The following is a 16,828-nucleotide window of genomic DNA, read 5'->3' as shown; positions in this document are numbered from 1 at the left end:
TAGTGATCCGGTGGTTCTGTATGGAAGGGCCATCGCTCAACGGATAAAAGGTACTCCGGGGATAACAGGCTGATACCGCCCAAGAGTTCATATCGACGGCGGTGTTTGGCACCTCGATGTCGGCTCATCACATCCTGGGGCTGAAGCCGGTCCCAAGGGTATGGCTGTTCGCCATTTAAAGTGGTACGCGAGCTGGGTTTAGAACGTCGTGAGACAGTTCGGTCCCTATCTGCCGTGGACGTTTGAGATTTGAGAGGGGCTGCTCCTAGTACGAGAGGACCGGAGTGGACGAACCTCTGGTGTTCCGGTTGTCACGCCAGTGGCATTGCCGGGTAGCTATGTTCGGAATAGATAACCGCTGAAAGCATCTAAGCGGGAAACTAGCCTCAAGATGAGATCTCACTGGAACCTTGAGTTCCCTGAAGGGCCGTCGAAGACTACGACGTTGATAGGTTGGGTGTGTAAGCGCTGTGAGGCGTTGAGCTAACCAATACTAATTGCCCGTGAGGCTTGACCATATAACACCCAAGCAATTTGACTACTCGAAAGAGCATCAGATTGCGGTGTATGAAGACGAAGACACCGAAAGTTTGCAGTACACAAATTGATCACATACCCGATTTGCTGAAACGTCGAAAGACGGTTCGGTACCCGAATTTCTTGACGACCATAGAGCATTGGAACCACCTGATCCCATCCCGAACTCAGCAGTGAAACGATGCATCGCCGATGGTAGTGTGGGGTTTCCCCATGTGAGAGTAGGTCATCGTCAAGATTAAATTCCGAAACCCCTATCTGCGAATGCAGGTAGGGGTTTTGTTTTTGCGTGCGGGAAAGTTGTGGTTCACGATTTCTATGCAACGGCGCAGGGCATGGCTATCATGCGGCCTCATTGTGAGGCGATAGTTGCATGCTGACGTTGTTAAAACTTTTGAAAGACGGTCGATTTCACTCAGGTGAGGCGCTTGGCGCTGCTCTGGGGATCAGTCGCAGTGCTGTCTGGAAGCAGCTCCAGCACCTCGAGGCGGAACTGGGTCTCACTATTCATAAGGTACGAGGTCGTGGCTACCAGCTTCAGGCTCCTCTGACGCTGCTCGATTCTGCTCAGATCGACGAGTATTCGTCCTTTGATCATTGGCCGGTCCAGGTCTTTGACGCTCTTGACTCAACCAACGCTGAAGCCCTGCGGGCCGTTGAGCGTGGTGCGTCGGCTCCCTTCTTAATGCTCGCCGAGCGTCAAACTGCAGGCCGCGGTCGCCGAGGCCGCAAATGGGTCAGCCCATTTGCAGAGAATATCTATTACAGCCTGGTCTTGCGTGTTGATGGTGGTATGCGTCAATTGGAAGGGCTGAGCCTGGTTGTCGGCCTTGCTGTGATGCAGACGCTCAGGGAGCTCGGGATCGTGACTGCCGGCTTGAAGTGGCCGAATGATGTATTGGTCGGTGAGAAAAAGATCGCGGGAATATTGCTTGAATTAGTAGGAGACCCCGCTGACGTGTGCCACGTGGTCTTGGGTGTGGGCATCAACGTCAACATGCGAGAAGCAAACGAAGTGGATCAACAGTGGACCTCAATGCTTCTCGAAGCGGGAAGGGCGTTTGATCGCAATCGATTGATCGCGCATTTGAGTGGCGTGCTTAGAGAGTACCTGGTGCGTCACCAGTCGGAAGGCTTTTCAGCGCTTCAGGCGCAATGGGAGCGCGGCCATCTTTGGCAAGGGCGCTCGGTGTCGCTGATAGCTGGAGTCAATCGTATTGATGGTGTTGTGGTGGGTATCGATGCTCAGGGTGCGTTGCGATTGAAAGTCGATGGCGTGGAAAAAGTATTCAGTGGTGGCGAGCTAAGTCTGAGGCTGCGTGATGATTCTTGAGCTCGATTGTGGGAACAGCTTTATTAAATGGCGAGTCCTGCAAGGGGATGCCTTGCAGCTGTTTGCCGAAGGGGTGGTGGACTCTGATCTGGCGTTGCTGCAGAGCTTGCGCGCCTGTGCGGGATTGAATCTGCAGTACTGCCGGTTGGTCAGTGTCAGGACGGGGGATGAGACAGCGGCGCTGGTTGATGCATTGCGGGGTGCGTTTGGTGTCTTGGCAATGTGTGCTGCACCTGCGCGGGAAATGTCCGGAGTGCAGAATGGCTATGAAGATTATCAGCGCCTTGGGCTCGATAGGTGGCTGGCGATGCTCGGTGCTCATCGCCTGGCTGCCGGGGCTTGCCTGGTACTCGATTTCGGCACCGCGGTGACGGCGGACTTTATTGCTGAAGACGGTAAGCATCTGGGAGGCTTTATTTGTCCTGGTATGCCTTTGATGCGTCATCAACTTCGTACCCATACCCGGCGCATTCGCTATGACGATCTTGCGGCTTCGAGAGCGCTCGAGAGCCTGGCGCCCGGCCGCAACACGGTAGAGGCGGTGGAGCGTGGCTGCTCATTGATGCTCAGGGGCTTCGTCCTGACTCAGTTGGAGCTCGCGAGGGAGTACTGGGGGCAAAGCTTCTCGGTATTTCTCACGGGTGGTGATGCGGATCTGGTATCAGGGGTTGTGCCTGAAGCGCGGGTGGTTCCGGATCTGGTGTTCGTCGGTCTGGCCATGGCCTGTCCATTGTCCTGAGGTGTTTATGCGCTGGTTGTTTCTGCTGTTGTTGGTTCTCAACGTCTTTTATTACGTCTGGCATCAGCAGGAGGCACCTTTGCGCGCCAAGGACGTCACTCCATTGAGTTTGTACAAGGGCTCGCAGCAGGACATCCGCCTGCTGAGTGAAGCACCGGATGCTGCAGTCACTCGCAGCGGAGGCAAATCTTTAGCGGCGGAGGAATCCTGTCTTTATCTGGGAGGTTTTGCTCGCCAGGAAACGGCGAGAGCGGTCGAGGTGCGATTGGCGGCACTGGGTATCAAGGTGCAGCAACTTTCGACGTCACTGGCCGATTCGGCGGGTTTCTGGATGCAGGTTTCCCCAGAAAGCAGGCGTTTGGCCAATGATTCCGTGCTGATGAACCTTGCTAGCGAATTCAATGAGTTAAAACATAAAATAATGCGGTGCGGGGGGGTTGCAAGTGTTCAATAGGTTGCATAGAATGGCGCCCGCTCCACAGCGAACACCGGAAACGGAAACGATGTGAAGCGAGGTCAACGCAGCTAAGCTCAGGATTTTAATGAGAAAAGTGCTTGACAGAAGGCTAGCATGATGTAAAATGCTGGCTCGCTTAGGAGGGGTTCCCGAGCGGCCAAAGGGATCAGACTGTAAATCTGACGTCTACGACTTCGAAGGTTCGAATCCTTCCCCCTCCACCATTTTTAGCGTGAGCTGCAAGCTTACGCGGGTATAGTTTAGTGGTAGAACCTCAGCCTTCCAAGCTGATGATGCGGGTTCGATTCCCGCTACCCGCTCCAAGTTTGCAGGTTGTGCAAAGTGTTACGCTCTTGTAGCTCAGTTGGTAGAGCACACCCTTGGTAAGGGTGAGGTCAGCGGTTCAAATCCGCTCAAGAGCTCCATATAACAAGGCAGATATGAAAATATCTGCCTTTGTTTTAATGGCTGATGTCACTTGTTTAATTCTTCTCAGTAGGGGTGAATTCGATGGCTAAGGAAAAGTTCGAACGTAACAAGCCGCACGTCAACGTCGGTACTATTGGTCACGTGGACCATGGTAAGACTACCTTGACTGCTGCTCTGACTCGTGTCTGCTCCGAGGTTTTCGGTTCTGCCAAGGTTGACTTCGATAAGATCGATAGTGCGCCAGAAGAAAAGGCTCGTGGCATTACCATTAATACTGCTCACGTTGAGTATGATTCGGCCGAGCGTCACTATGCGCACGTTGACTGCCCGGGTCACGCCGACTACGTAAAGAATATGATTACCGGTGCTGCGCAGATGGATGGCGCGATTCTGGTTTGCTCGGCCGCTGATGGTCCGATGCCGCAAACCCGTGAGCACATCCTGTTGTCTCGTCAGGTCGGCGTTCCTTATATCGTTGTCTTCCTGAATAAGGCTGACATGGTTGATGATGCTGAGTTGCTTGAGCTGGTTGAAATGGAAGTGCGTGATTTGCTCAGCACTTACGATTTCCCGGGTGACGACACTCCGATTATTATCGGTTCGGCGCTGATGGCGTTGAATGGTCAAGACGACAACGAGATGGGCACAACTGCCGTCAAGAAGTTGGTCGAGACGCTGGACACTTATATTCCGCAGCCTGAGCGAGCTATTGATAAGCCGTTCCTGATGCCGATTGAAGACGTATTCTCGATTTCTGGTCGTGGTACGGTTGTAACTGGTCGTGTTGAGCGCGGTATTGTTCGCATCCAGGAGGAAGTTGAGATTGTTGGTCTGCGTGACACGGTCAAGACTACTTGTACGGGTGTAGAAATGTTCCGCAAGCTGCTCGATGAGGGTCGTGCTGGTGAGAACTGCGGTGTTTTGCTGCGTGGTACCAAGCGTGATGACGTTGAGCGTGGTCAGGTCCTGGTCAAGCCGGGTACCGTGAAGCCTCACACGAAATTTGTTGCAGAGGTTTACGTTCTGAGCAAAGAGGAGGGTGGTCGTCATACGCCGTTCTTCAAGGGCTACCGTCCACAGTTCTACTTCCGGACCACTGACGTGACCGGTAACTGCGAGCTGCCGGAAGGCGTTGAGATGGTGATGCCGGGTGATAACATTCAGATGACTGTTACCCTGATCAAAACCATCGCAATGGAAGATGGTCTGCGTTTCGCTATCCGTGAAGGCGGTCGTACCGTCGGCGCTGGCGTCGTAGCCAAAGTAATCGAGTAAGTTGTTGTAATGTCTTTTTCAGGCCGGCATAATGGTCGGCCTGATTTTGTTTTAGGTCAGTAGCTCAATTGGCAGAGCGACGGTCTCCAAAACCGTAGGTTGGGGGTTCGATTCCCTCCTGACCTGCCAGATTCACTCAGTGTGTCTGGCTTTCTTTTCACAGGATCTTCATAGATGACTCCTAAGGCTGAAGCTCAAGGCTCTCGTTTCGATCTGCTCAAGTGGCTTGCAGTAGCTGCTTTGGTGATTGTAGGCGTCGTTGGCAACCAGTATTACTCTGCTTCGCCGATCCTGTACCGTGTACTTGCTTTGCTTGTCATTGCTGCTGTAGCTGCCTTTGTAGGCCTGCAGACTGCGAAGGGCAAGTCTTTCTTTGTACTGGTTAAGGAAGCTCGCACCGAGATTCGTAAAGTCGTGTGGCCAACTCGCCAAGAAACCACGCAGACCACCCTGATTGTGGTGGCTGTTGTTCTGGTTATGGCGTTGCTGTTGTGGGGGCTCGATTCCCTGCTCGGTTGGCTTGTTTCCTTGATTGTTGGCTAAGGGTGTCCCGTGGCTAAGCGTTGGTACGTTGTGCATGCTTACTCGGGTTACGAGAAGCATGTCATGCGCTCGTTGGTCGAGCGCGTAAAGCTGGCTGGCATGGAAGATGGCTTCGGCGAAATTCTGGTTCCCACTGAAGAAGTGGTCGAAATGCGTAACGGCCAGAAGCGCAAAAGCGAGCGTAAATTCTTCCCTGGTTATGTGCTGGTCCAGATGGATATGAACGAGGGTACTTGGCACTTGGTCAAGGACACGCCTCGGGTGATGGGCTTCATCGGTGGTACTGCCGACAAGCCTGCACCAATCACTGACAAAGAAGCAGAAGCGATTCTGCGCCGTGTCGCTGACGGTAGCGACAAGCCGAAGCCGAAGACCTTATTCGAGCCAGGTGAAGTCGTTCGCGTTACCGACGGTCCGTTCGCCGATTTCAACGGCACGGTCGAAGAAGTTAACTACGAAAAGAGCCGGATTCAGGTCGCGGTGCTCATTTTCGGTCGCTCTACTCCGGTAGAGTTGGAGTTCAGCCAGGTCGAAAAGGTCTAGCAGAACAAGCATCCCAACCCCGCAGCCTTAGGCTGTGGGGTTTTGTCGTCACTGGGATAAACGCGCAAGTAACCGGGGAGCCTCTCGAGGCGTTTGAACCCGTAATTGGAGTGCCTCATGGCCAAGAAGATTACCGCTTACATCAAGCTGCAAGTGAAGGCCGCTCAGGCTAACCCAAGCCCACCTGTTGGTCCGGCTCTGGGTCAGCACGGCGTGAACATCATGGAATTCTGCAAGGCTTTCAACGCCCGTACTCAGGGTCTTGAGCCAGGTCTGCCGACTCCAGTGATCATCACTGTCTATAGCGACCGTAGCTTCACGTTCGAAACCAAGTCGACCCCTGCTTCGGTTCTGCTGAAGAAGGCTGCTGGTCTGACTAGCGGTTCCGCTCGTCCGAACACCGTTAAGGTTGGCACCGTAACTCGTGCACAGCTGGAAGAGATCGCGAAAACCAAAAACGCGGATCTGACTGCAGCTGATATGGATGCAGCCGTGCGTACTATCGCCGGTTCTGCTCGTAGCATGGGCCTTAACGTGGAGGGTGTGTAATGGCTAAGCTGACCAAGCGCCAAAAGGCTATCGCCGGCAAAATCGAAGCGGGCAAAGCCTACAGCTTCGTTGATGCAGCTGCTCTCCTGACCGAGCTGTCGACTGTCAAGTTCAGCGAGTCCATGGACATCGCTGTAAACCTGGGCGTTGACCCGCGTAAATCTGACCAGGTTGTTCGCAGCGCTACCGTGCTGCCACACGGCACTGGCAAGACCGTTCGCGTTGCTGTTTTCACCCAGGGCCCTGCAGCTGAAGCTGCCCTGGCTGCTGGCGCTGATCGCGTTGGTATGGACGACCTGGCTGCCGAAATGAAAGGCGGCGACCTGAACTATGACGTGGTCATCGCATCCCCGGATGCAATGCGCGTTGTAGGTCAGTTGGGTCAGATCCTCGGTCCACGTGGTCTGATGCCTAACCCGAAAGTCGGTACCGTAACCCCAGACGTAGCTAACGCGGTTAAAAACGCCAAGGCTGGTCAGGTTCGTTATCGCACCGACAAAAACGGCATCATCCACACTTCCGTTGGCAAGGTCGGTTTCGACGCAGTCAAGCTGAAGGAAAACGTTGAAGCCCTGATCGCTGACCTGAAGCGTATCAAGCCAGCTTCCTCGAAAGGTATCTACGTCAAGCGCGTTACCCTGAGCACCACTATGGGCCCAGGTCTGGTCATCGACCAAGGCTCGCTGGACGTATAAGTAACGCATTGGCACGAGCGATCGTGCCGATTGAAAAATTGGGGTCCCTGCCTGGCGGGGGCTATCCAAGACCGTAGGCGGCGCAAGTCTTAAACCTCAAGCCTACGCAGATGGTGCTCCCGGTTCCTTACCGAATCAGACACCAAAACGACATCTGGTTTCGACCCGATGAAACGGTAACAAGCAGGAGTTAAACCCGTGGCAATTAATCTCGAAGACAAGAAGGCCATCGTCGCTGAAGTCAACGAGGCTGCCAAAGTCGCTCTGTCCGCTGTCGTGGCTGATGCCCGTGGCGTAACAGTAGGCGCAATGACCGGACTCCGTAAAGAGGCTCGTGAAGCTGGCGTATACGTACGTGTTGTACGTAACACCCTGCTCAAGCGCGCTGTTGCTGACACTGAATACAGTGTCCTCAACGACGTGTTCACCGGCCCGACTCTGATCGCGTTCTCCAAAGAACATCCAGGCGCTGCTGCCCGTTTGTTCAAAGAGTTCGCCAAGAGTCAGGACAAGTTCGAGATCAAGGCAGCTGCGTTCGAGGGCAAGTTCCTCGCAGCTAACCAAATCGACGTACTGGCAACACTGCCGACCCGCGACGAAGCCATTTCGCAGCTGATGAGCGTGATTCAAGGCGCTACCAGCAAGCTGGCTCGTACTCTGGCTGCAGTTCGCGAGCAAAAAGAAGCTGCCGCAGCCTAAGGCTGAGCATTTTCTCTCGCGTATTTTTGTTTATTTCGATGGCCGCGTAGGCCGTCCCCCAATTCAGGAAATACAGCAATGTCTATCTCCCAAGACGATATCCTCAACGCAGTAGCTGAAATGTCGGTTCTGCAAGTTGTTGAGCTGATCAAAGCTTTCGAAGAAAAATTCGGCGTTTCCGCTGCTGCTGCATCGGCTGGTCCAGCTGCTGCTGCCGCTGTTGTTGAAGAGCAAACCGAATTCAACGTTATGCTGACCGAAGCTGGCGAGAAGAAAGTAAACGTGATCAAGGCAGTACGTGAACTGACCGGTCTGGGCCTGAAAGAAGCCAAGGCTGTAGTTGACGGCGCTCCTGCCATGGTTCTGGAAGCTGTTGCCAAAGACGCAGCTGACAAAGCCAAAGCAGCTCTGGAAGAAGCAGGCGCTAAAGTCGAGCTGAAGTAAGCTTCGACTTTGCGTCTCCAGCCCGAGCGTTAAGCGAAAGGCTGATGGCTGGTGGCTCTTGCCACCGGCCTTTTTCCGTTATTGGCGACCGACTGGGTTGGTGTCGATAACGAGCGGTATCCACCCGATGCGGTGGCGCAAACCATGGGGTTTGCACGATTTTCTGGCTGCTCCCGTCGGGAGGGGCCAAACAAGCAGGTGACCAAGCTGGGGAACGCTGATGGCTTACTCATATACTGAGAAAAAACGTATCCGCAAGGACTTTAGCAAGTTGCCGGACGTCATGGATGTGCCTTACCTCCTGGCCATCCAGCTGGATTCGTATCGTGAATTCTTGCAAGCGGGAGCGACTAAAGATCAGTTCCGCGACGTGGGCCTGCATGCGGCCTTCAAATCCGTTTTCCCGATCATCAGCTACTCCGGCAATGCTGCGTTGGAGTACGTTGGTTATCGCCTGGGCGAACCGGCATTTGATGTCAAAGAATGCGTGTTGCGCGGTGTAACTTACGCCGTACCTTTGCGGGTAAAAGTGCGCCTGATCATTTTCGACAAAGAATCGTCGAACAAAGCGATCAAGGACATCAAAGAGCAAGAAGTCTACATGGGTGAAATCCCCCTGATGACTGAGAACGGTACCTTCGTAATCAACGGTACCGAGCGTGTAATCGTTTCCCAGCTGCACCGTTCTCCGGGCGTGTTCTTCGACCACGACCGTGGCAAGACGCACAGCTCCGGCAAACTGCTGTACTCGGCGCGTATCATTCCTTACCGCGGTTCGTGGCTGGACTTCGAGTTCGACCCGAAAGACTGCGTATTCGTGCGTATCGACCGTCGTCGCAAGCTGCCAGCATCGGTATTGCTTCGCGCGCTGGGCTATAGCACTGAAGAAGTGCTGGACGCTTTCTACACCACCAACGTATTCCACGTGAAAGGCGAGAGCCTGAGCCTGGAGTTGGTGCCTCAGCGCCTGCGTGGTGAAATCGCGGTCCTGGATATTCAGGATGACAAAGGCAAGGTTATTGTCGAGCAGGGTCGTCGTATCACCGCTCGTCACATCAACCAGCTGGAAAAAGCCGGTATCAAAGAGCTGGAAGTACCTCTGGACTACGTCCTGGGCCGTACTACCGCCAAGGTCATCGTGCATCCGGCAACCGGCGAAATCCTGGCAGAGTGCAATACCGAGCTGAACACCGAGATCCTGGCGAAAATCGCCAAGGCTCAGGTCGTTCGTATCGAAACTCTGTACACCAACGATATCGACTGCGGTCCGTTCGTCTCCGACACTCTTAAGATCGACTCCACCAGCAACCAATTGGAAGCGCTGGTCGAAATCTATCGCATGATGCGTCCAGGCGAGCCGCCAACCAAAGACGCTGCCGAAACCCTGTTCAACAACTTGTTCTTCAGTCCTGAGCGTTACGACCTGTCTGCGGTCGGCCGGATGAAGTTCAACCGTCGTATCGGTCGTACCGAGATCGAAGGTTCGGGCGTGCTGTGCAAGGAAGACATCGTCGCGGTACTGAAGACCCTGGTCGACATCCGTAACGGCAAAGGCATTGTCGATGACATCGACCACCTGGGTAACCGTCGTGTTCGCTGCGTAGGCGAAATGGCCGAGAACCAGTTCCGCGTTGGCCTGGTACGTGTTGAGCGTGCGGTCAAAGAGCGTCTGTCGATGGCTGAAAGCGAAGGCCTGATGCCGCAAGACCTGATCAACGCCAAGCCAGTAGCGGCGGCGGTGAAAGAGTTCTTCGGTTCCAGCCAGCTGTCCCAGTTCATGGACCAGAACAACCCGCTGTCCGAGATTACTCACAAGCGTCGTGTATCCGCACTCGGCCCAGGTGGTTTGACCCGTGAGCGTGCCGGCTTTGAAGTTCGTGACGTACACCCGACGCACTACGGTCGTGTTTGCCCGATCGAAACGCCGGAAGGTCCGAACATCGGTCTGATCAACTCCCTGGCGGCCTATGCGCGCACCAACCAGTACGGTTTCCTCGAGAGCCCGTACCGCGTGGTGAAAGACGCACTGGTTACCGACGAGATCGTGTTCTTGTCCGCTATCGAAGAGGCCGATCACGTGATCGCCCAGGCTTCGGCCACGATGAGTGAGCAGAAAGTCCTGATCGACGAGCTGGTAGCTGTTCGTCACTTGAACGAATTCACCGTCAAGGCGCCGGAAGACGTCACCTTGATGGACGTATCGCCGAAGCAGGTAGTTTCGGTCGCTGCATCGCTGATTCCGTTCCTCGAGCACGACGACGCCAACCGTGCGTTGATGGGTTCGAACATGCAGCGTCAAGCTGTACCAACCCTGCGCGCTGACAAGCCGCTGGTAGGTACCGGCATGGAGCGGAACGTAGCCCGTGACTCCGGCGTTTGCGTCGTGGCTCGTCGTGGCGGCGTGATCGACTCCGTCGACGCCAGCCGTATCGTGGTTCGTGTTGCCGATGACGAAGTTGAAACCGGTGAAGCCGGTGTCGACATCTACAACCTGACCAAGTACACCCGCTCCAACCAGAACACCTGCATCAACCAGCGTCCGCTGGTGAGCAAGGGTGATCGGGTTCAGCGTAGCGACATCATGGCCGACGGTCCGTCCACCGACATGGGTGAACTGGCGCTGGGTCAGAACATGCGTATCGCCTTCATGGCATGGAACGGCTTCAACTTCGAAGACTCCATCTGCCTGTCGGAACGCGTTGTTCAGGAAGACCGTTTCACCACGATCCACATTCAGGAACTGACCTGTGTGGCCCGTGACACCAAGCTTGGCCCAGAGGAAATCACTGCGGACATCCCGAACGTGGGTGAAGCTGCACTGAATAAGCTGGACGAAGCCGGTATCGTTTACGTAGGTGCTGAAGTTGGCGCAGGCGACATCCTGGTCGGTAAGGTCACTCCGAAAGGCGAGACCCAACTGACTCCGGAAGAAAAACTGCTGCGTGCGATCTTCGGTGAAAAAGCCAGCGACGTTAAAGACACCTCCCTGCGCGTGCCTACCGGCACCAAAGGTACTGTCATCGACGTACAGGTCTTCACCCGCGACGGCGTTGAGCGTGACGCTCGTGCGTTGTCGATCGAGAAGTCCCAGCTGGACGAGATCCGCAAGGACCTGAACGAAGAGTTCCGCATCGTTGAAGGTGCTACTTTCGAACGTCTGCGTTCCGCTCTGGTCGGCCACAAAGCCGAAGGCGGCGCCGGTCTGAAGAAAGGCCAGGACATCACCGACGAAGTACTCGACGGTCTCGAGCACGGCCAGTGGTTCAAGCTGCGCATGGCTGAAGATGCTCTGAACGAGCAGCTCGAGAAGGCCCAGGCCTACATCGTTGATCGTCGCCGTCTGCTGGATGACAAGTTCGAAGACAAGAAGCGCAAACTGCAGCAGGGCGATGACCTGGCTCCAGGCGTGCTGAAAATCGTTAAGGTCTACCTGGCAATCCGTCGTCGCATCCAGCCGGGCGACAAGATGGCCGGTCGTCACGGTAACAAGGGTGTGGTCTCCGTGATCATGCCGGTTGAAGACATGCCGCACGATGCCAATGGCACCCCGGTCGACGTGGTCCTCAACCCACTGGGCGTACCTTCGCGTATGAACGTTGGTCAGATTCTCGAAACTCACCTGGGCCTTGCGGCCAAGGGGCTGGGCGAGAAGATCAACCGGATGGTCGAAGAGCAGCGCAAAGTCGCTGAGCTGCGTAAGTTCCTGCACGAGATCTACAACGAGATCGGCGGGCGTCAAGAGAGCCTTGACGACTTCTCCGACCAGGAAATCCTGGATCTGGCGAAGAACCTGCGTGGTGGTGTGCCTATGGCCACTCCAGTGTTCGACGGCGCCAAGGAAAGCGAAATCAAGGCCATGCTGAAACTGGCGGATCTGCCAGAAAGCGGCCAGATGCAGCTGACCGACGGCCGTACCGGCAACAAGTTCGAACGTCCGGTTACCGTTGGCTACATGTACATGCTGAAGCTGAACCACTTGGTAGACGACAAGATGCACGCGCGTTCTACCGGTTCGTACAGCCTGGTTACCCAGCAGCCGCTGGGTGGTAAGGCGCAGTTCGGTGGTCAGCGTTTCGGGGAGATGGAGGTCTGGGCACTGGAAGCATACGGTGCCGCTTACACTCTGCAAGAAATGCTCACAGTGAAGTCGGACGATGTGAACGGCCGTACCAAGATGTACAAGAACATCGTGGATGGCGATCACCGTATGGAGCCGGGCATGCCCGAGTCCTTCAACGTGTTGATCAAGGAAATTCGTTCCCTCGGCATCGATATCGATCTGGAAACCGAATAACACGTGACGTGAATCGAGAGCGGGGCAGGATTGCCCGCTCTCTGCTCCGCCAGGAGGAAAGGCCTTGAAAGACCTACTGAATTTGCTGAAAAACCAGGGTCAAGTCGAAGAGTTCGACGCCATCCGTATTGGATTGGCATCGCCTGAGATGATCCGTTCGTGGTCGTTCGGTGAAGTTAAAAAGCCGGAAACCATCAACTACCGTACGTTCAAGCCTGAGCGTGACGGCCTGTTCTGCGCCAAGATCTTTGGCCCGGTAAAGGATTACGAGTGCCTGTGCGGTAAGTACAAGCGCTTGAAGCATCGTGGTGTGATCTGCGAGAAGTGCGGCGTTGAAGTTGCACTGGCAAAAGTTCGTCGTGAGCGCATGGCGCACATCGAACTGGCTTCGCCGGTTGCCCACATCTGGTTCCTGAAATCGCTGCCGTCCCGTATCGGCTTGCTGATGGACATGACCCTGCGTGATATCGAGCGCGTTCTCTACTTCGAGAGCTATGTCGTTATCGATCCAGGCATGACCACCCTTGAAAAAGGTCAGTTGCTCAACGACGAGCAGTACTTCGAAGCGCTGGAAGAGTTCGGTGACGATTTCGATGCCCGCATGGGTGCCGAAGCTGTCCGTGAACTGCTGCACGCTATCGACCTGGAACACGAGATTGGCCGTCTGCGCGAAGAAATTCCGCAAACCAACTCGGAAACCAAGATCAAGAAGCTGTCCAAGCGTCTGAAGTTGATGGAAGCCTTCCAGGGTTCCGGCAACCTGCCAGAGTGGATGGTGTTGACCGTTCTGCCGGTTCTGCCGCCAGATCTGCGTCCGCTGGTCCCACTGGATGGCGGTCGTTTCGCGACTTCCGACCTCAACGATCTGTATCGTCGAGTGATCAACCGTAACAACCGTTTGAAGCGCCTGCTGGATCTGTCCGCTCCGGACATCATCGTGCGCAACGAAAAGCGTATGTTGCAGGAAGCTGTCGACGCACTGCTCGACAACGGTCGTCGTGGCCGCGCTATCACCGGTTCGAACAAGCGTCCTCTGAAATCCCTGGCTGACATGATCAAGGGTAAGCAGGGTCGTTTCCGTCAAAACTTGCTCGGTAAGCGTGTTGACTACTCCGGTCGTTCGGTAATTACCGTGGGTCCGACCCTTCGTCTGCACCAGTGCGGTCTGCCGAAGAAGATGGCGCTCGAGCTGTTCAAGCCGTTCATTTTCGGCAAGCTGGAAATGCGTGGTCTCGCTACCACCATCAAAGCAGCGAAGAAGATGGTCGAGCGTGAACTGCCAGAGGTTTGGGACGTTCTCGCCGAAGTGATTCGCGAACACCCAGTGCTCCTCAACCGTGCACCGACCCTTCACCGTCTGGGTATCCAGGCGTTTGAACCGGTTCTGATCGAAGGTAAGGCTATCCAGCTGCACCCGCTGGTCTGCGCCGCGTACAACGCCGACTTCGACGGCGACCAAATGGCCGTGCACGTACCGCTGACGCTGGAAGCCCAGCTGGAAGCGCGCGCGTTGATGATGTCGACCAACAACATTCTGTCGCCAGCCAACGGTGAGCCAATCATCGTTCCGTCGCAGGACGTTGTATTGGGTCTGTACTACATGACCCGTGAAGCGATCAACGCCAAGGGCGAAGGTCGTGTGTTCGCGGATCTGCAGGAAGTCGACCGTGTGTTCCGTGCCGGCGAAGCTGCACTGCACGCCAAGGTCAAAGTACGGATCAACGAAACCGTCAACGACCGTGATGGCGGCAGCGTGACCAACACTCGTATCGTCGACACCACTGTCGGCCGTGCGCTGTTGTTCCAGGTTGTGCCAAAAGGTCTGTCGTATGACGTCGTCAACCTGCCGATGAAGAAAAAGGCGATCTCCAAGCTGATCAACCAGTGCTACCGCGTGGTTGGTCTGAAAGAGACCGTGATCTTCGCTGACCAGTTGATGTACACCGGTTTTGCCTATTCGACCATTTCCGGCGTATCCATCGGCGTTAACGACTTCGTTATCCCGGATGAAAAAGCCCGCATCATCGGTGCCGCTACCGATGAAGTGAAAGAGATCGAAAGTCAGTACGCCTCCGGCCTGGTAACCCAGGGCGAGAAGTACAACAAAGTGATCGACCTTTGGTCCAAGGCGAACGACGAAGTATCCAAGGCGATGATGGCTAACCTCTCGAAAGAGAAGGTCATCGACCGTCATGGCAACGAAGTCGAGCAAGAATCGTTCAACTCGATGTACATGATGGCTGACTCGGGTGCGCGGGGTTCCGCAGCACAGATTCGTCAGCTGGCCGGTATGCGTGGTCTGATGGCCAAGCCGGACGGCTCCATCATTGAGACGCCGATTACTGCGAACTTCCGTGAAGGTTTGAGCGTACTCCAGTACTTCATCTCCACTCACGGTGCTCGTAAAGGTCTGGCGGATACCGCGTTGAAAACTGCGAACTCCGGCTACCTGACTCGTCGTCTGGTAGACGTGGCGCAAGATCTGGTTGTAACCGAGATCGATTGCGGCACCGAGCACGGCCTGCTGATGACTCCGCACATTGAAGGCGGTGACGTTGTAGAGCCGTTGGGTGAGCGCGTATTGGGCCGTGTTATTGCTCGTGACGTATTCAAGCCTGGCACCGAGGACGTCATCGTTCCTGCGGGCACTCTGGTCGACGAGAAGTGGGTCGAGTTCATCGAGCTGAACAGCATCGACGAAGTGATCGTGCGTTCGCCGATCAGTTGCGAAACCCGCTACGGTATTTGCGCCAAGTGCTACGGCCGTGATCTGGCCCGTGGTCACCAGGTGAACATTGGTGAATCGGTTGGCGTTATCGCTGCCCAGTCCATCGGTGAGCCGGGTACCCAGCTGACGATGCGTACGTTCCACATCGGTGGTGCGGCAAGCCGGACCTCTGCGGCCGACAGCGTTCAGGTCAAGAATGGCGGTACCGTCCGTCTGCATAACCTGAAGCACGTTGAGCGTGTGGATGGTCACCTGGTGGCTGTGTCCCGTTCCGGTGAGCTGGCAATCGCGGATGACTTCGGTCGTGAGCGCGAGCGTTACAAGCTGCCGTACGGTGCTGTGATTTCGGTTAAAGAAGGTGACAAGGTCGACGCTGGCGCAATCGTGGCCAAGTGGGATCCGCACACTCACCCAATCGTTACCGAAATGAAAGGTACCGTGACCTACGTGGGCATGGAAGAAGGCATCACGATCAAGCGTCAGACTGACGAATTGACCGGTATGACCAACATTGAAGTACTCGATCCGAAAGATCGTCCAGCTGCCGGCAAAGACATCCGTCCTGCTGTGAAGATGGTCGATGACAACGGCAAGGATCTGTTGCTGCCAGGCACTGACGTAATCGCTCAGTACTTCCTGCCAGCCAACGCCCTGGTCGGTGTTGCGGACGGTGCGCGGATCGCGATCGGTGATGTTATCGCTCGTATCCCGCAAGAAACCTCGAAAACTCGCGACATCACCGGTGGTCTGCCGCGTGTTGCCGACTTGTTCGAAGCTCGTCGTCCGAAAGAAGCGTCGATTCTGGCTGAAGTCAGCGGCACCATCGCGTTCGGTAAAGAGACCAAGGGCAAGCGCCGTCTGGTTATTACACCGAACGACGGTAGCGATCCGTACGAAGAGCTGATTCCGAAGTGGCGTCACCTGAACGTGTTCGAAGGCGAACAGGTAAACCGCGGCGAAGTTATCTCCGACGGTCCTAGCGACCCACACGACATCCTGCGTCTGCTGGGTGTAAGTGCGCTGGCCAAGTACATCGTCAACGAGATCCAGGACGTTTACCGTCTGCAAGGCGTGAAGATCAACGATAAGCACATCGAGACCATCCTGCGTCAGATGCTGCGTAAAGTTGAAATCGCTGAATCCGGCGATTCCAGCTTCATCAAGGGCGACCAGATGGAGTTGACTCACGTACTGGTAGAGAACGAGCGTCTGAGCGGCGAAGACAAGTTTGTCTCCAAGTTCACTCGCGTTCTGCTGGGTATCACCAAGGCGTCGTTGTCCACCGAATCGTTCATCTCGGCGGCTTCCTTCCAGGAAACCACTCGCGTACTGACCGAAGCGGCGGTAACCGGCAAGCGCGATTACCTGCGCGGCCTGAAAGAAAACGTGGTCGTGGGTCGTTTGATCCCGGCAGGTACCGGTCTGGCGTATCACAGCGAGCGTAAGCGTCGCCGTGATGCAGACAAGCCGTTGCGCGTAAGCGCCAGTGAAGTGGAAGCTGCGCTGACCGAAGCGCTGAACTCGAGTGGTAACTGAGTTCTGCGATAAATAAGTGCCGGGCCC

12 protein-coding genes, 4 tRNA genes and 2 rRNA genes (1 of these 18 only partly in view) are annotated in these 16,828 nt (G+C 55.4%); all 18 read left to right on the top strand.

Annotated elements, in window-relative coordinates; translation table 11 throughout:
- A 23S ribosomal RNA gene (locus KW062_RS26495) occupies nucleotides 1-518 on the top strand (it extends 2,375 nt beyond the left edge of the window).
- Between the two features lie 141 nt (nucleotides 519-659).
- A 5S ribosomal RNA gene (gene rrf / locus KW062_RS26490) occupies nucleotides 660-775 on the top strand.
- A gap of 135 nt (nucleotides 776-910) precedes the next feature.
- Nucleotides 911-1,870: a bifunctional biotin--[acetyl-CoA-carboxylase] ligase/biotin operon repressor BirA gene (birA, locus tag KW062_RS26485; protein WP_027617675.1), complete on the top strand. Its 960-nt coding sequence runs from the start codon at nucleotides 911-913 to the stop codon at nucleotides 1,868-1,870.
- Nucleotides 1,860-2,609 (top strand): pantothenate kinase, encoded by a 750-nt coding sequence (locus tag KW062_RS26480; RefSeq protein WP_027617676.1) that lies wholly within the window; start codon nucleotides 1,860-1,862, stop codon nucleotides 2,607-2,609. The genes birA and KW062_RS26480 overlap by 11 nt, the downstream gene beginning before the upstream one ends.
- A 7-nt stretch (nucleotides 2,610-2,616) precedes the next feature.
- Nucleotides 2,617-3,063: a hypothetical protein gene (locus KW062_RS26475; protein ID WP_105754388.1), complete on the top strand. Its 447-nt coding sequence runs from the start codon at nucleotides 2,617-2,619 to the stop codon at nucleotides 3,061-3,063.
- 142 nt (nucleotides 3,064-3,205) lie between these two features.
- Nucleotides 3,206-3,290, top strand: a tRNA-Tyr gene (locus KW062_RS26470).
- 25 nt (nucleotides 3,291-3,315) lie between these two features.
- Nucleotides 3,316-3,389 (top strand) — tRNA-Gly (locus tag KW062_RS26465).
- A gap of 26 nt (nucleotides 3,390-3,415) precedes the next feature.
- Nucleotides 3,416-3,491: transfer RNA gene (locus tag KW062_RS26460), tRNA-Thr, on the top strand.
- An 85-nt stretch (nucleotides 3,492-3,576) separates the two neighbouring features.
- Complete coding sequence (gene tuf / locus KW062_RS26455) at nucleotides 3,577-4,770, top strand: elongation factor Tu (protein WP_027617678.1); 1,194 nt, start codon at nucleotides 3,577-3,579, stop codon at nucleotides 4,768-4,770.
- 53 nt (nucleotides 4,771-4,823) lie between these two features.
- Nucleotides 4,824-4,899, top strand: a tRNA-Trp gene (locus KW062_RS26450).
- A gap of 45 nt (nucleotides 4,900-4,944) precedes the next feature.
- A complete protein-coding gene (secE, locus tag KW062_RS26445) occupies nucleotides 4,945-5,313 on the top strand; it encodes a preprotein translocase subunit SecE (protein ID WP_027617679.1) in 369 nt (122 codons plus the stop codon).
- 9 nt (nucleotides 5,314-5,322) lie between these two features.
- Complete coding sequence (nusG, locus tag KW062_RS26440; protein ID WP_003186097.1) at nucleotides 5,323-5,856, top strand: transcription termination/antitermination protein NusG; 534 nt, start codon at nucleotides 5,323-5,325, stop codon at nucleotides 5,854-5,856.
- Between the two features lie 117 nt (nucleotides 5,857-5,973).
- Nucleotides 5,974-6,405: a 50S ribosomal protein L11 gene (rplK, locus tag KW062_RS26435; protein WP_003176435.1), complete on the top strand. Its 432-nt coding sequence runs from the start codon at nucleotides 5,974-5,976 to the stop codon at nucleotides 6,403-6,405.
- Nucleotides 6,405-7,100, top strand: coding sequence for a 50S ribosomal protein L1 (rplA, locus tag KW062_RS26430; RefSeq protein ID WP_027617680.1), 696 nt, complete (start codon nucleotides 6,405-6,407; stop codon nucleotides 7,098-7,100). The genes rplK and rplA overlap by 1 nt, the downstream gene beginning before the upstream one ends.
- Nucleotides 7,101-7,298: 198 nt before the next feature.
- On the top strand, nucleotides 7,299-7,799 hold the full coding sequence (rplJ, locus tag KW062_RS26425; protein WP_027617681.1) for a 50S ribosomal protein L10: 501 nt from the start codon (nucleotides 7,299-7,301) through the stop codon (nucleotides 7,797-7,799).
- A 78-nt stretch (nucleotides 7,800-7,877) separates the two neighbouring features.
- On the top strand, nucleotides 7,878-8,243 hold the full coding sequence (gene rplL, locus KW062_RS26420) for a 50S ribosomal protein L7/L12 (RefSeq protein WP_027617682.1): 366 nt from the start codon (nucleotides 7,878-7,880) through the stop codon (nucleotides 8,241-8,243).
- Between the two features lie 220 nt (nucleotides 8,244-8,463).
- Nucleotides 8,464-12,537, top strand: a complete 4,074-nt coding sequence (rpoB, locus tag KW062_RS26415; protein WP_027617683.1) for a DNA-directed RNA polymerase subunit beta — start codon at nucleotides 8,464-8,466, stop codon at nucleotides 12,535-12,537.
- A 64-nt stretch (nucleotides 12,538-12,601) separates the two neighbouring features.
- Nucleotides 12,602-16,801, top strand: coding sequence for a DNA-directed RNA polymerase subunit beta' (rpoC, locus tag KW062_RS26410; protein WP_027617684.1), 4,200 nt, complete (start codon nucleotides 12,602-12,604; stop codon nucleotides 16,799-16,801).
- The last annotated feature ends 27 nt before the right edge of the window (nucleotides 16,802-16,828 follow it).

This window comes from Pseudomonas fluorescens (assembly GCF_019212185.1).
Classification (GTDB): domain Bacteria; phylum Pseudomonadota; class Gammaproteobacteria; order Pseudomonadales; family Pseudomonadaceae; genus Aquipseudomonas.
Note: the sequence above shows the minus strand (reverse complement) of the source record. Positions and strands in the feature narration are given on the sequence as shown.

What these genes read in the sequence shown, in the direction of transcription:
- KW062_RS26480 (WP_027617676.1), top strand. Translation starts at nt 1,860, where the DNA reads ATGATTCTTGAGCTCGATTGTGGGAACAGCTTTATTAAATGGCGAGTC.
- rplK (WP_003176435.1), top strand. Translation starts at nt 5,974, where the DNA reads ATGGCCAAGAAGATTACCGCTTACATCAAGCTGCAAGTGAAGGCCGCT.
- rplA (WP_027617680.1), top strand. Translation starts at nt 6,405, where the DNA reads ATGGCTAAGCTGACCAAGCGCCAAAAGGCTATCGCCGGCAAAATCGAA.
- secE (WP_027617679.1), top strand. Translation starts at nt 4,945, where the DNA reads ATGACTCCTAAGGCTGAAGCTCAAGGCTCTCGTTTCGATCTGCTCAAG.
- rpoB (WP_027617683.1), top strand. Translation starts at nt 8,464, where the DNA reads ATGGCTTACTCATATACTGAGAAAAAACGTATCCGCAAGGACTTTAGC.
- rplL (WP_027617682.1), top strand. Translation starts at nt 7,878, where the DNA reads ATGTCTATCTCCCAAGACGATATCCTCAACGCAGTAGCTGAAATGTCG.
- tuf (WP_027617678.1), top strand. Translation starts at nt 3,577, where the DNA reads ATGGCTAAGGAAAAGTTCGAACGTAACAAGCCGCACGTCAACGTCGGT.
- KW062_RS26475 (WP_105754388.1), top strand. Translation starts at nt 2,617, where the DNA reads ATGCGCTGGTTGTTTCTGCTGTTGTTGGTTCTCAACGTCTTTTATTAC.
- birA (WP_027617675.1), top strand. Translation starts at nt 911, where the DNA reads ATGCTGACGTTGTTAAAACTTTTGAAAGACGGTCGATTTCACTCAGGT.